13 protein-coding genes are annotated in these 13,874 nt (G+C 68.7%); 6 read left to right on the top strand and 7 right to left on the bottom strand.

Translation table 11 applies throughout. From position 1 onward, the window contains the following. Positions 1 to 130 precede the first annotated feature (130 nt). From Q392_RS12235 to Q392_RS12225, 3 genes are all read left to right on the top strand, one after another. Complete coding sequence (locus tag Q392_RS12235) at positions 131 to 1,237, top strand: IS110 family RNA-guided transposase (protein ID WP_038207225.1); 1,107 nt, start codon at positions 131 to 133, stop codon at positions 1,235 to 1,237. Between the two features lie 251 nt (positions 1,238 to 1,488). Next, on the top strand, positions 1,489 to 2,706 hold the full coding sequence (locus tag Q392_RS12230) for a porin (RefSeq protein WP_038207219.1): 1,218 nt from the start codon (positions 1,489 to 1,491) through the stop codon (positions 2,704 to 2,706). A gap of 204 nt (positions 2,707 to 2,910) precedes the next feature. After that, a complete protein-coding gene (locus tag Q392_RS12225; RefSeq protein ID WP_038207214.1) occupies positions 2,911 to 3,303 on the top strand; it encodes a helix-turn-helix domain-containing protein in 393 nt (130 codons plus the stop codon). Between the two features lie 86 nt (positions 3,304 to 3,389). Here Q392_RS12225 and Q392_RS12220 read toward each other — a convergent pair whose 3' ends face one another. Continuing rightward, the gene (locus Q392_RS12220; protein WP_038207208.1) at positions 3,390 to 4,535 is read right to left on the bottom strand and encodes an MFS transporter; all 1,146 of its coding nucleotides are present in this window, start codon (positions 4,533 to 4,535) and stop codon (positions 3,390 to 3,392) included. A gap of 123 nt (positions 4,536 to 4,658) precedes the next feature. On the opposite strand from Q392_RS12220, the gene Q392_RS12215 reads away from it, so the two are divergent. Genes Q392_RS12215 through Q392_RS12205 form a run of 3 tightly spaced genes read left to right on the top strand, consistent with a single transcriptional unit; the run spans position 4,659 to position 8,229 of the window. Then, on the top strand, positions 4,659 to 6,194 hold the full coding sequence (locus Q392_RS12215) for a class I adenylate-forming enzyme family protein (RefSeq protein WP_038207203.1): 1,536 nt from the start codon (positions 4,659 to 4,661) through the stop codon (positions 6,192 to 6,194). Positions 6,195 to 6,216: 22 nt separating this feature from the next. Beyond that, positions 6,217 to 7,212 (top strand): Bug family tripartite tricarboxylate transporter substrate binding protein, encoded by a 996-nt coding sequence (locus Q392_RS12210; RefSeq protein ID WP_038207201.1) that lies wholly within the window; start codon positions 6,217 to 6,219, stop codon positions 7,210 to 7,212. A 12-nt stretch (positions 7,213 to 7,224) separates the two neighbouring features. Beyond that, positions 7,225 to 8,229 carry a Bug family tripartite tricarboxylate transporter substrate binding protein gene (locus Q392_RS12205; RefSeq protein ID WP_051953350.1) on the top strand — a complete coding sequence of 335 codons (1,005 nt, stop codon included), beginning with the start codon at positions 7,225 to 7,227 and terminating at the stop codon, positions 8,227 to 8,229. Here the strand turns inward: Q392_RS12205 and Q392_RS12200 are convergent. Genes Q392_RS12200 through Q392_RS12175 form a run of 6 tightly spaced genes read right to left on the bottom strand, consistent with a single transcriptional unit; the run spans position 8,216 to position 13,852 of the window. After that, positions 8,216 to 9,133: a TauD/TfdA dioxygenase family protein gene (locus Q392_RS12200; protein ID WP_051953348.1), complete on the bottom strand. Its 918-nt coding sequence runs from the start codon at positions 9,131 to 9,133 to the stop codon at positions 8,216 to 8,218. The genes Q392_RS12205 and Q392_RS12200 overlap by 14 nt on opposite strands. Positions 9,134 to 9,149: 16 nt before the next feature. Further along, complete coding sequence (locus Q392_RS31305; RefSeq protein ID WP_051953346.1) at positions 9,150 to 9,941, bottom strand: hypothetical protein; 792 nt, start codon at positions 9,939 to 9,941, stop codon at positions 9,150 to 9,152. Between the two features lie 31 nt (positions 9,942 to 9,972). Continuing rightward, positions 9,973 to 10,839, bottom strand: coding sequence for a TauD/TfdA dioxygenase family protein (locus tag Q392_RS12190; RefSeq protein WP_038207199.1), 867 nt, complete (start codon positions 10,837 to 10,839; stop codon positions 9,973 to 9,975). Positions 10,840 to 10,897: 58 nt separating this feature from the next. Continuing rightward, on the bottom strand, positions 10,898 to 11,902 hold the full coding sequence (locus tag Q392_RS12185) for a Bug family tripartite tricarboxylate transporter substrate binding protein (protein WP_051953344.1): 1,005 nt from the start codon (positions 11,900 to 11,902) through the stop codon (positions 10,898 to 10,900). A gap of 32 nt (positions 11,903 to 11,934) precedes the next feature. Further along, complete coding sequence (locus tag Q392_RS12180; protein ID WP_051953342.1) at positions 11,935 to 13,164, bottom strand: alpha-hydroxy acid oxidase; 1,230 nt, start codon at positions 13,162 to 13,164, stop codon at positions 11,935 to 11,937. Beyond that, entirely contained in the window at positions 13,142 to 13,852 is a 711-nt protein-coding gene (locus Q392_RS12175) for an SDR family NAD(P)-dependent oxidoreductase (protein ID WP_169748305.1), read from the bottom strand. The genes Q392_RS12180 and Q392_RS12175 overlap by 23 nt, the downstream gene beginning before the upstream one ends. Positions 13,853 to 13,874: the final 22 nt, after the last annotated feature.

Raw genomic sequence — 13,874 nt, 5'->3', positions numbered from 1 at the left:
ATAGGTTGAAGTTGGGGAGTTGGAGGTGGTCTGCCTCCGGGCTTATCGTGGGCTGCGCACGGCAGTGCGTAGAGCCACAGGCAGAACGCCGCAAGGCGTGATCTGCGTACGTCGATTCAGGAGGCAGACCATGGAAGACGATATCACTGTATTTGTCGGCTTGGATGTTCACAAGGACTCCATTGCGGTGGCGGTGGCCGATGCCGGCCGCGCTGCACCCCGGTTCGTGGGCACCTGCGGGGCGAAGGTGGGCGAGTTGCTCAAGACGCTGTCGCGTCTGGGCGAGGCGGCACACACGCTGCTGGCCTACGAGGCCGGCCCCTGCGGCTTTGCGCTGGCGCGCGAACTCCATCGCCAAGGCTGGCGCTGCCAAGTGATCGCGGTGAGCAAGATGCCACGCCGGCCGGGCGAGCGCATCAAGACTGATCGGCGCGATGCGCTGACGCTGGCGAGCTATCTGCGCTCGGGCGAACTCACGCCGGTGACGCTGCCCGATGCGCGCGACGAGGCGATCCGCGACCTCTCGCGTGCCCGCGAGGACGCGGTGCGGGCGCGGCTGAAGGCACGCCAGCAGCTCAAGGCGATGCTGCTGCGACATGGCAAGCCCTACACGGGCAAGACCTCGTGGGGAGCGACCCATGAGCGCTTCCTGGCGCGCATCGCCTTCGAGCATCCGGCCCAGCAGATCGCCTGGGCCGAGTACCGCAGCGCTGTTGTGGAGGCCGGGCAGCGGGTCGAGCGCATCACGGCGGCGCTGCGCGAGCAGATCGCCCACTGGCGCTTCGGCGCTGCCGTGCGGGCCCTGATGTGCTTCAAGGGCATCGACTTCGTCGCTGCCGTTTCGCTGGTGTCCGAGTTGGGCGATCTGCACCGCTTCGAGCATCCCAAGCAATTGATGGCCTATCTGGGACTGGTGCCCAGCGAGTTCAGCAGCGGCCAGTCCCGCTCGCAGGGCAGCATCACCAAGACCGGCAATGCCCATGTGCGTCGTGTGCTGGTCGAGGCCGCCTGGTGCTACCGCTATTCGGCGCGTATGAGCCGTCCCGTCACCGAGCGCCAGCAGGACCAGCCTCGCAGCGTGTGCGAGATCGCCTGGCGTGCTCAATTGCGGCTGTGTTCTCGATATCGGCGCCTGAGCGCACGCGGCATGCACTCCAACAAGATTTGCGTGGCGGTGGCCCGTGAACTGGCTGCCTTCCTGTGGGAGGCTGGACGACTGGTGCAGCACCCAACCTGAGTTCGCACTCGATGGGCAGCGCGACAGGCGAGCACGGCCAGGGGAATCCTCGTCTCGACTACGTGAGCGTCCTTGCGACGGCCTCCGACTATCAGATCGAGGCAGCCCCGCGACGAATCGTTGACATGCGGTAGCCAGTCCGCGGATATCAGGCTGATCCACCGTCGCTTCAAGCTCGTGCGTCGCGCTGCCCATCGAGTGCCGATCTGTCGTGGGCCTCATCTCGTGCTTCTCACGAGGCAGGCAACTCTGTGCCTCTTGACAAAGAGGGGCCATATCAGTCGTCGATCACGCTGTTCGGCGTGATCGACGCTACGATCAGCAGCTACTCGAACAAATCGGACAACTCGAACGGCTTCCTGGTCCCTCCGCTGGGCTACCTCGACAGCATCACGGTGAAGCGCAATGTGCTGACGCACTCGGGCTACACCACCAGCCGTCTGGGCTTCCGTGGCACGGAAGATCTCGGCGGTGGCATGGCTGCCAGTTTCTGGCTCGAAGCCCCGATCTCCAACGACGACGGCCAGCAAGGCATCGCGACCTTTGCTCGTCGCTCGACCGTGAGCCTGTCGGGCGGCTTCGGTGAAATTCGTCTGGGCCGTGACTACACCCCGACGTTCTGGAACGACACCGTGTTCGATCCGTTCGGCACCCTCGGCGTAGGCGCGAGCCTGATCTTTACGGCCAACGGCGGCGTCAACACCTGGCTCGGCGGTGCGACGACGGGCATCCCCTCCGTCTTCGCCAACGTGACTGGCAGCAACTATGTTCGCGCCAGCAACACCATCGGCTACTTCCTGCCCCCGAACCTCGGCGGCTTCTATGGCCAGGTGATGTACGGCTTCCACGAGCGCAACAAGTACGATCCGGGCGTTGCGACGCCGGACGTGGCGAACAGCCAGCGCACCGGTCGTTATGTCGGCGGCCGCTTCGGCTACGCCAACGGCCCGCTGGATGTGGCTGCCTCCTACGGCCAGAGCACCACCGGCGACGACTTCTTCGATGGCACGACGACCAACGTCAAGAGCTTCAACCTCGGCGCTTCCTACGACTTCGGCGTCGTGAAGCTCTTCGGCGAATACTCGAAGCTCAAGAACGAGGTCGATCAGGACAGCTTCGTGCTCGGCCCGATTCCCGACACCACGCTGAAGGGTTACCTGCTGGGCGTGACCGTGCCCGTCGGCCCTGGCCTGATCCGCGCGTCCTACGCGGCCGTCAAGTACGACCTGAACACGCCGGCCACCCTGTTCGGCACGGGCGACGATCCGAAGGCCAACAAGTTCGCGATCGGCTACGTGTACAACCTGTCGAAGCGTACCGCCCTGTACGCCACGGTGGCTCGCGTGCGCAACAAGAACGGCGCTGCACAGACCGTGGGCGGCCCGGCTTTCGTGACCAGCTTCAGCGGCCAGAGCTTTACGCCGAAGACCTCGACCGGTTACGACTTCGGCCTTCGCCACGCCTTCTGATCCGACGCGGCGATCCAGGCCTCCGAGAGGCCTTGGAAGCCACCCAGCCGCGGGCTGGGTGGTCTTTCGCCTGCCGAGGAGCCGAGAGAGTCGCACTTTCGGTTGCGAAATCGGCCGACATCTGTGACCCCCTACGCCAATCTCCGCTCAACCGGCGACCAGGGGACTGCCTGAGCGAAGCCAGGATTTCCGGACGAGCCTCACATGCAGAACAGCATCTCATCCAGACCTGCCGCGGAAAAGCTGATCGACCTCAACGATCTCCGTGTCTTTGCGTATGTCGCTTCCCTGGCGAGCTTCTCCTTGGCAGCCGATGCATTGCAGATTCACAAGTCCAGCGTCAGCAGGAGCATTGCAAGGCTCGAGACGATGCTCGAGACGCCCTTGCTTCAGCGCACCACGCGCAAGGTGCTGCTGACCCGACGCGGCATCGCCCTGAAGGAAGACTGCGACGACATCCTTTCCCTCGTCAACAGGACCATCGGGTACGTCGGAGACGCGGACGCGAAATTCGCAGCCGCGCTGCATAGGGTGCCGGACGTGACGGAGGTCGCGTTGGTGAACCGACGCCAGAGCCACCTCTGCCGGGGTCACTGAAGCGCAAGCCGGCAACGCGACAGCCTGTCGATCTACAGAGAGCGCGGCCGAGGCCGTGGGGATGCAGCTGCAGCAGGCGGCTGCGTCTACCGGGGGCTGCTGCGGCGCACCCACGCCATGCCGCTACCCATCGCGGCCGCCACCGCGAGGAACACCGGGCCGGTGCCGAGCGCCGCACCCAGCGCACCGAACACCAGCGGCAGGGCCGTCTGGCTGATGCTGACGATCACGGTGCGCACGCCCATGACCTCGCCGCTGCGGCCTGCCGGCGCGCTGCGGTGCAGGAGGCTCATGGCCATCGGCTGGCCGCTGCCGAGGAACAGCCCGATCACGTAGGCCAGCACGGCCATCGCCGGCAGGCCGCCCGCCAGCGGGAACAGGGCGTAGCACATGGCTGTGCCGGTGAGCGCGCCCCAGAGGATGCGCCGCTCGCCAAGCCGCGCTGCAAGGCGACCGAGCACCAGTCGAATGGAGAAGCAGCCGGCGGCGAAGCTGCCCGCGACGGTGCCGATCGCGGTGGCGGACAAGCCGAGGCGGGTGCCATGCACCGGCATCACGAAGGTGAAGAGGTCCCACGCCATCGCCAGCAGCGCGGTCACCAGCAGCACGGCGCGCAGGCGCGGATCGGCCCACAGGGCCCCCGCCGTGCCGCGCGGCGCAGTTGCCGGCGCCCGTGCCGCGGCCGGTGCGGAGCGCAGCGCCAGCAGCCATGCTGCCGAGGCCGGCAGGCACAGGGTGAAGAAGGCGAGCGCGTGGCCTGCATGGTCGATCGCGAGGCCGGTGAGGATCGGGCCGAAAAAGCCGGACACCGAGAAGCCAAGCGAGAGCGCGGAGAAGCGCCGCGCGGCGCCCTCGCCGCCGCCCTGCCCGATGGCATCCATGATGGCCACCTGCACCATCGCCTGGCCGGAGCCGATCAGCACGGCGCCGCAGGCCAGCGCGGGCAGCACCTGCCGAGTGGCGACCAGCCCGCCAACGACGATCAGCGCCAGACCTGCCAGCGCCGCCGGCACGTGACCGGCGCGGTCGGTCCAGCGACCGATCGCGATCGAGCTGAACACCGGCACCACCATCAGCAGGCTGACGATCACGCCGACCGCCAGAGCCGAGCCGCCCTGCTGCAGCACGGCCAGGGTGAGCGCCAGCCGCATGCTGGTGAACGCGGTGTGGGTAAGCACCATCACCGCGATCAGGCGCAGCGGCAACGCGTCCGGGACGGCTTCTTCGGGCATGAGTGGCGCAGTCTAGGCGCGCCACCGCCGCCACCAGCGGCGACGGCGCAGTTCCGCAAGCATGTGCTGATTCAGCGGCCGCCCTTGCGCGCGAGCGCACGTGTGGATAGCGTAGCGGCGCCCATGCTCACCTTCCGTTCCATCATTGCCCGCAATGCCGCGTGGTATCCGGACCACCCTGCCTACGTGGAGGGCGGCCACAGCCTCACGCACGCCCGATATGCGGACCGTGTCGGCCGGCTGGCCGGCGCCCTGGCGGCACGAGGCGTGCGCCGGCAAGACCGGGTGGCCATCCTCGCGATGAACAGCATCGCCTATTGCGAGGTGTACGGCGCCTGCGAGTGGTCGGGTGCGATCGCGGCCACCATCAACTTCCGCCTCGCACCACCCGAGGTGGACTGGATACTCGCCGACAGCGGCGCGCGCGTGCTGTTCTTCGAAGACCCGTACGCCGGCCTCGTCGACGGCCTGCGCGAGCGCCACCCGCAGTTGAAGCTGGTTTGCATCGGCGCGGCGGTGCCCTGGGCCGAGGCCTACGAGGACCTGCTCGCCTGCGGCGACGCTGCGGCGAGCAGCGTGCCGGAGGCGGGCGACGGCATTTCGCTGATCTACACGAGCGGCACCACCGGCCGGCCCAAGGGCGTGCTGAAGACGCATCGCATCGAGGTGCGCACGGCCGAGATGCTGGCGCTGGAAATGGACGTCGCGGCGCACGGCCGCGCGCTGCTGGCCACGCCGCTGTTCCACGTCGGCGCGCGCAACGTGCGGCTCGCGCACATGCTGCGCGCCGGCGCCTGCGTGATCGCCCGCGGCTTCGACGCCGCCGCGTTCCCAGGCCTGGTGCAGCGCGAGCGGATCAACACGGTGTTCCTGGTGGCCGCGCAGTTGCAGATGGTGCTGGACCTGCCCGGCATCGATGACTACGACCTCTCCAGCCTGGTGACGGTGGGCATGGCCGGCGCGCCGATTCCGGTGCCGCTGCTGGAGCGCGCGATCCGCCGCATCGGCCGCGCGATCATGGTGCAGTACGGGATGACCGAAGGACAGATCGCGAGCCTCTACCGGCACGAGCTGCGGCCCGACGGCACTGCGGAGGAGATCCGCCGCATCGGCTCCGTCGGCCATTCATTGCCGGGCGGCGAGCTGCGCGTGGTCGACGACGACGGCAGGGACTGCCCTCCCGAGGCACCGGGCGAGGTCTGGTTCCGCAACGATTCGGTGATGGCGGGCTATTGGAACAACTCCGCGGCCACGCTGGAGACACTGGCCGGCGGCTGGATGCGCACCGGCGACATCGGCGTGCTCGATGCGGCCGGCTATCTTTACCTCGTGGATCGCAAGAAGGACGTGATCATCTCCGGCGGCGAAAACATCTACAGCCGCGAGGTGGAGGAGGCGCTGCATCGCCATCCCGCCGTCGCCGAGTCCGCCGTGATCGGCATCCCCGACGAGCGCTGGGGCGAGAGCGTCAAGGCTTTCGTGGTTCTCAAGACGGGTGCAGGCGCCAGTGCCGACGAACTCGTCGAATTCGCGCGCACCCAGATCGCGAAATACAAATGCCCCAAGGCGATCGCTTTCGTGGCCGAGCTGCCGCGGCTTGCCACCGGCAAGGTGAGCAAGGTGGCGCTGCGCGAGCAGCACCGCGAAGCCGCACCCTGAACCTTGCCGACAGGAGAATGCCATGGCCTTCACCCGGCGCCAGATCCTTGCCCGCACCGCTGCGGCCGCAGCATCCTCCCTGGCCGAATGGCCGTCACATGCCGCCGAGTTCCCGACGCGCCCGATCCGCCTGATCTGCCCCTTCCCGCCGGGTGCGGGCAGTGCCGACCCCACCTGCCGGCTGCTGGCCGAGAAAATGGGCGCGACGCTGCGCCAGCCGGTGGTGGTGGACAACAAGCCGGGCGCCGGCGGGATGATCGGCTCGGCGGAGCTGGCGCGCGCGGCGCCCGACGGCTACACCATCGGCATGATCGGGGTCGGCGCCCTGGCGCTCACGCCCTACATGCGCAAGAACGTGCAGCACCAGCCCGGCTGGGACCCGCAGAAGAACTTCGTCCCGATCGCCAAGATCATCGACATCCCGCTGCTGCTGGTGGTGAGCCCCACCCTGCCGGTCAGCAACGTGCGCGAACTGGTGGCGCTGGTGAAGGCGAATCCCGGCAAGTACAGCTACTCGTCGGACGGCGTCGCCACGCTCACGCACGTGGCCTTCGAGATGTTCAAGCAGGAGCACGGACTGGACGTCGTGCACATCCCCTACGCCACGCAGCCCGCAGTGCCACACCTCATGAGTGGCCAAGTCCACATGTCCATCATCGGCGCCACCGCTGTCATCCCGTTCGTCAAGGACGGCAAGCTCCGCGCGCTGGCCTTCACGCAGGGCACGCGCGGCAACTGGCTGCCCGATGTGCCGACGATGGTGGAAGAGGGCTACAAGGACTTCGTCGTTGCCGGCTGGTCGGGCTTCTTCGCCCCGGCCGGCACGCCACAGGCAATGGTGGACGTGCTCGCCGATCACACGTTGCGCGCCTTGCGCCTGCCGGACGTGCAGCAGCGGCTCAACGACATGGTGCTGCTGCCGTCCGGCTCTTCACCACGCGAGATGGACGACCTGGTCCGGCGCGAGACCACGCGCTGGGTGGCCGTCTCCCGCAACGCCAACATCTCGCTCGACTGAAGGAGACACGTCGTGGACCCCCTCACCCGCAGACACGCGCTTGCCCGCGCGGCGCTGGCCATGGCGATGCCCGCCCTCGCCTCCTGGCCGGCGATCGCCGCCGACTATCCGGCACGCCCCGTGCGCATGGTGGTGCCCTACGGCCCCGGCGGTGCGAGCGACCTGCTTGCCCGCTCGATCTCCGACGGCCTGGCGCGCGAGATGGGTCAGCCCGTCGTTGTCGACAACAAGCCGGGCGCCGGCGGCGTCATCGCCGCCACGGCGGTGCTGTCGCAGCCGGCCGACGGCCACACGATCTACTACGTGACCGAGTCCATGTATGTGCTGACCCAGCTCGTCAACCAGCACGCCAACCGGCCCGTCACCGTGGACATGCGCAAGGAGTTCGCGCCGATCACCACGATCGTCGACATCCCGATCGTGCTGATCGTCCGCAGCGACGTTCCCGCTTCCAACCTGCAGGCGTTCATCGCCTACGCGCGCAGCCAGCCCGCCGGGACGCTGAACTTCGCATCCGACGGCGTCGGCAGCAGCACCCACCTGGCCGGCGAGATGCTGAAGATGGCGGGCCGGTTCGATGCGGTGCACGTGCCGTACAAGGGCACCGGCGACCAGACGCAGGGCATCCTCGCCGGCCAGATCCACTTCGCGTTCCTGGCCGTGCAGGCCGGTGTGAACTACGCGCGCCAGGGCAAGATGAAAGTGATCGCCGTGGCCGGCAGCGAGCGCGTGCGGCAGCTGCCCGACGTGGCAACGGCGCCGCAGCAGGGATTCCCCGACCTGACCCTGACCTCCTGGCACGGGTTCGCGGTCCGCACCGGCACCGACCCCGCCATCGTGACGGCCCTGAACCGCCAGATCCGGAAGGTGGCCGCCGCGCCCGAGCTGGTGCAGAAGATGGCGGCGAGCGGGCTCGTCGTCGCCACCGGCACGCCGGCACAGGCGGCGGCGCGGGCCGACGCCAGCTTCCGCAAGTGGTCGGAGGTCCTCGCCGCCTCGAAGGTCAGACTCGACTGAGCTCCTCTTCGAGCAGCAGCGAACGGCCCTCGCGCAGCGCGCGGTCGACCGAGTTCTCGGTGTCGATCACGGTGGTGCGCTGCATGACCCGCCGGTGCCGCAGGTCGTCGAACGGGCGAGCGCGGTGCATGGTGCAGCGGTTGTCCCACATGACGAGGTCGCCGGGCTGCCACGGGTGGGCATGCACGAACTCCGGGCGGGTCGCCTCTTCGATCAGCTGCTGCAGCAGGGCGCGCCCTTCTTCGAGCCCGCGGCCGACGACGCGCGTCGCATGGGAGGCGAGATAGAGCGAGCGGCGGCCGGTGCGCTCGTGCCTGCGCACCAGGACCTGCTTTGCGGGCGGCCTCAGGGCGCGAACGTCGGGATTGAATTCCTGGAAGCCCACCTGCTCGCGCGAGCGGAACAGGTCGTGCTCGAGCACCAGCGGCTCGTACTCCGCCTTGCGTTCGGGACTGAGCGCATCGTAGGCGGCGCGCATGTCGGCGAACTCGGTGTTGCCGCCCTCGGGCGCCACTTCGTGCGCGTAGAGCAGCGAGATCAGCGAGGGGATCTGCTGGAAGGTGCCGTCGGTATGCCACAGCCGGTCGCCCATGTTCATCGCCCTTTGGCGTGCGTCGGGCGGGAACAGCTTGCCGTCGGCGTCGATGTTGGAAATGTCCATCATCTCGTCGGACGTCAACCGCTCGCGGTCGCGGGCGTAGTTCGAGCGCTTCTGCAGGGGACCGAACATGCGGCTGAATCGCAGCTGCCCCTCGTCGCTCAGCCGCTGGCCCCGGAACACCAGCACGGCATGCTGGTGGAACGCGGCTTCCACCTGAGCGAACTGTTCGGGAGTGATGGTCTCCAGCGCCACGCCGGTGACGCTCCCCACGAAGGTGCGGCCAAGGGACTGCACGGTGATCATCGATTTCTCGCTCAGGCTATCTACCGGCAGCGGACGCGGTTGCGGACACCTGCTGCGGCGCCTTCGCCAGCACTTCCGGGTCCACCACGTTGTGCAACGCCACCTCGGGGAACTGGACCACGACGAGTTCGCTCCCGGCCTCCACCGCCTCGAACTCCGGCGGCTCGTCCGGCAAGCTCCAGTACACGCAGCCGTGCCGAGGGACCGTATCGCCCCCGAGCCGGAAGGACCCGCGCAGGACGACGTGGAAGCGGCCCGCGGGACTGGTCGGCTCGCTGCAGCGCACCGTCTCGCCGGCTCCGGCGCGGTAGGCCCAGGCTCCCGCGCCGTCCGGGCGCAGGGCGATGAGCGTGGCGGCGGCAACCGGCGTTGCACCGAAGGACAGGTCGCCCGTCGCCTGGCTCTTCGGCTTGCCCATTTCCATCATCGGGCGGGACTCGGGCATGTACCAGGCGCCCTTGTCGGTCAGCACGCGGAGGGTGAAGTACTCCACCCCTTCCGGCCCCGCCTTCAGCGGCCCGTAGGCCGACTGCGGTGTCGCGTAGTGGACGCTGCCGGGGCCGACGGCGTGCCTGCCGAGCATGCCGCCGCCGCCGACGATGACCTGCATCTGGTACTGCATGTGGAAGTGCACCGGCAGCTCCCAGTCGGGCGCCTGGTGCACCAGGAAGGCCTGGGGCCCGAGCGGCTGGCCCGGCTCCGACTCGAACATGAAGTCCGTGTAGCCACGGAACTTGCCGCCCTCCACGTCGAAATGGCGCCGGCGATTGCCGGCCAGGGCGTCTTCGATCGTACCTACGCGCAGCATGGCGATTCTCCTGTGGGGTTCGCTGGTGGTTTCACTCTTGCACGAGGCGGCCGGACGGTTCCCCGAGCACCGCCGTGCGGCGCATGTAGCGGATCTGCGACCGGTCGTAGTCCGCCAGCGCCTGGTGCACGGTGCAGCGGTTGTCCCAGATCACGAGGTCGCCGGGCTGCCACTGCTTGCGAAACACCCGTTCCGGCTGCGTCGCGTGCCGGCACAAGTGCTCGATCAGGGGCCGGCTCTCCTCCTCGGTCCAGCCCTCGAAGCGCACCGCGCGCTCGCTGAGGAACAGCGAGGCCCGGCCGCTTTCGGGATGCACGCGCACCACCGGCTGCGCCACCGACCGCGAGTTGGCGCGCATCTCGTCGAGCGCGGCCGCGTCCCGGCCATCCTCGGCGCGCACGCCGGCCATCACGTCATACACGGCCTCGAGGCCTTCGAGCGTGCGCCGCAGTCCCGGTGACAGTGTCTCCAGCGCCTGGTACATGTTGGCGAACATGGTGTCGCCGCCGACTTCCGGCAATTGGCCGCACCACAGCAGCGAGCCCATCGTCGGGCGGAGGGTGAAGTCGAGGTCCGAGTGCCACTTGCGGCCGACATCCTTCGACGGCGATGGCTTGCCGTCGCTGGCCGGCCGGTTGGTGATCGCGATGACCTCCTCGTAGCCGGAGAGGCGGTAGCTCGGGGTGGCCTCGTTGCGATCGAGCTCCCCGAACAGGCGCGAGAAGGCCACGTGCTGCTCGGGGGTCAGGTCCTGCTGGCCGGGGAACACGAGCACCAGGTGCTCGACCCACGCCTTCCGGATCGCGCGGAAGGTGGCGGGCTCCATCGGTTGCGACAAATCCACGTCGAGGACTGCCGCGCCCAGTGCGTTGGCGAGCCGGCGGGTCTTGATCGTCACGGAAGCCTCCTGTGAGCAGGCAGCATGTCCGGATGGCCGTCGTCGTGCGACACCCCCGCTACTCCTCGAGCTTCAGGCCCGTCACCCGCAGGACTTCCTTCCAGGTTTCATAGTCCTTGCGCAGGAAGTCGACGAGTTCCTTCGGCGAACTGGACGTCATGGGGTCGAGACCGAGGGCGCGGACCCGTGCCTGCACGTCGGGCATGGCAAGGATCTCGCGGGTTTCGTTCGCCATCCGTTGCGCGATGGGCGCCGGCAGGCCCTTGGGCGCGACGAGATAGAAGAAGCCTTCGCCGCGGACCCCCGCAACGGTGTCCGGCACCCCCGGCACGCCGGGCAGCAGCGGGGTGGGACCGTTCATGACACCGAGGGGGCGCAGCTTGCCGCTCTCGAAGAACGGCTTGGAGTTGGTGATCGTGTCGATGCGCACCTGCACCTGGCCCGCGACCACGTCCTGCGTGGCCGGTGCGCCGCCCTTGTAGGGGATGAAGTTGAACGTGATCCCGGCCCGGTAGGCGAGCAGTTCCCCGGACAGGTGGTCCGGCGATCCGACGCCGGAGGTGGCGAAACTCAGCGGCTGGGGTTGAGACTTCGCGAACGCGACCAGTTCGGCCACGCTCTTCGCCGGCACGTTCGCGTTCACCACCAGCACCAGCGGATTCATGCTCATCATGCCGATGGGCGTGAACGTGTCGAAAGGCTCGTAGTTGAACTGCTTCGGGAAGAACAGCGGGCCCTGGTGCATCGCATTGGACGTGACGTAGAAGGTATAGCCGTCGGCTGGCAGCCCCATCACGTACTTGCTGGCCACCAGCGTGTTGGCGCCGGAGCGGTAGTCGACCACGACGGGCGTGCCCAGGCGCGCACTGAGCTTCTCGATGTAGACACGCACCAGTCCGTCCGAGGGGCCTCCGGGCGGATACGGCATCACCATGGTGATGTGCTTCGCCTTGGGCCAGTCGGACTGGGCCAGGGCCGGGCCGCCGGCGGTTGCGGCAAGCGCCAGCACGGCCGCGCCGGCGGCGAGCAGCTTGCGGCGGATGCCGTCGGGAGGGGGACGCATGGCTGTCTCCTTCAATTTGCGAAAAGAAAATCTCAGGCCGGAGCCCGCACGTAGCCGGGGCCGAGGTCGCGCGCATCGGGGCAGCCGAGGTGGCCGATGGTGCGATCGATCTCGTCCTTCAGGATGTCGATCGCGCGCAGCGCTCCCGTCGCGCCGCCCGCGCTGGCGCCGTACAGCGTCGCGCGGCCCACGAAGCAGAAGCGCGCGCCGAGGCAGCGCGCCAGCACGATGTCGGAGCCACGCAGGATGCCGCCCTCGTACATCACGACGGTCTTCTCCCCCGCGGCGGAGACCACGCCGGGCAGCATGTCGATCGGCGCGGGGCCGTGGTCGAGGCCGAAGCCGCCGTGGTTCGACACCACCACGCCGTCTGCCCCGAGCTCGGCGGCGCGCACCGCATCGTCCGCATGCAGGATGCCCTTGACGATCAGCGGCCCCTTCCACAGCTTGCGCAGCAGCTCCAGTTCGCGCCAGGACTGGCAGGCGTTGCGCTGCGACAGGTAGAAGCGGTGCACCGCCATCGGGTCGGCATCCGCGGGCGCGTACTGCGCCCACTGATCCAGCCGCGCCATCCCCCCGCGCAGGTATTCCAGCAGCCAGCCCGGATGCCGCAGCGCCTCGACTTTCGCGCCGAGGCTCAGCCGCGGCGGCACACCGAAGCCGGCGCGGATCAGGCGATCGTTCTTGGCGGCGATATTGAGGTCGACCGTCCACAGCAGCGCGCCGGCACCGAAGGCCTCGGCGCGCTCCACCAGGTTGCGGGTGATGGCGGGGTCCGTCGCCGCATAGAGCTGCGACCAGACCTGCCCCGGCGCGTGTTCGGCGATCGCCTCGTGGGTGCGCGCGCTCGCGCCCGAGACGCCGATGGGAATGTTCGCCTGCCGCGCCGCATCGGCGAGGTGAAACTCGATGTCGCGCCGCAGCACGCCGATGGTGCCGGTGGGCGCGATGCCGAAGCAGCTCGACCAGGTGCGGCCGAACAGCTCCGTGGCTTGCGTCCGCACGGAGACGTCGCGCAGCCGCCGGGGCACCAGCGACCACGCGCGCAGCCGCTCATAGGTGAGCGCCAGCAGCCGCTCGTCCTCGCTCGCGCCTTCCAGCACGCCGTAGATGACGCGCGGCAGGCGACGCCGCGCCAGCTCGCGCAGGTCGCCAATGCTGACGGCGTGCCCCGTGGCGCCGCCGGTCATGGCTTCGCCTTCCTTCCAGCGCAGGGGCGCGCGCGTCGCGCCCTGCGGCTCAGTGCCGGGTACGGCCGCCATCGACGGGAATGGAAGTGCCGGTGACGAACGCGGAAGCCGGCCCGGAGAGGAACACGATCATGTCGGCGATCTCCTCCGCCTTCGCGAGCCGGCCCATGGGAACGGCGGCGAGGTTGCGGTTCACCGCGTCCGGGCTCTTTTCCAGCAAGGCCCGCACCATCGGCGTGTCGGTGGTCCCGGGGCAAACCACGTTGGCGCGGATGCCCTTGGCGGCGAGTTCGAAGGCGATCGTCTTGGTGAAGGCGACCACGCCGCCCTTGGAGGCGGTGTAGCTGCAACTGCTGCCGGTCGGCAGCAGGGCCTGCGCCGAGGCGATGTTCACGATGGATCCACCGCCGGCCTGGCGCATCCAGGGCGTCGCGGCCTTGCAGACGAGGAAGGTGCCGTTCAGGTTGGTCTCGATCTGCGCCTTCCACGAGGCATAGTCCGTGTCCTCGAAGGGCAGTCCGTTCGCCACGCCGGCGGAGTTGACGACGCCGTCGACGCCGCCCATGGCCTCCGCCGCATCGCGCATGCGCTGCAGCACCTGCTGCTCGTCGCGCACGTCGCATTCCATCGTCCAGCACTGCTGCGGTTTCGCGAGGTCCCGCATGCCCTCGGCGTCGATGTCGAAAACGGCAACCTTCGCGCCCTGGCGCAGGAATGCCTCGACCGTGGCGCGGCCGATGCCACGCGCGCCGCCCGTCACCACCAGGCGCCTGTTTTCCAAT

It is taken from the genome of Xenophilus azovorans DSM 13620 (assembly GCF_000745855.1).
Classification (GTDB): Bacteria; Pseudomonadota; Gammaproteobacteria; order Burkholderiales; family Burkholderiaceae_C; genus Xenophilus; species Xenophilus azovorans.
Note: the sequence above shows the minus strand (reverse complement) of the source record. Positions and strands in the feature narration are given on the sequence as shown.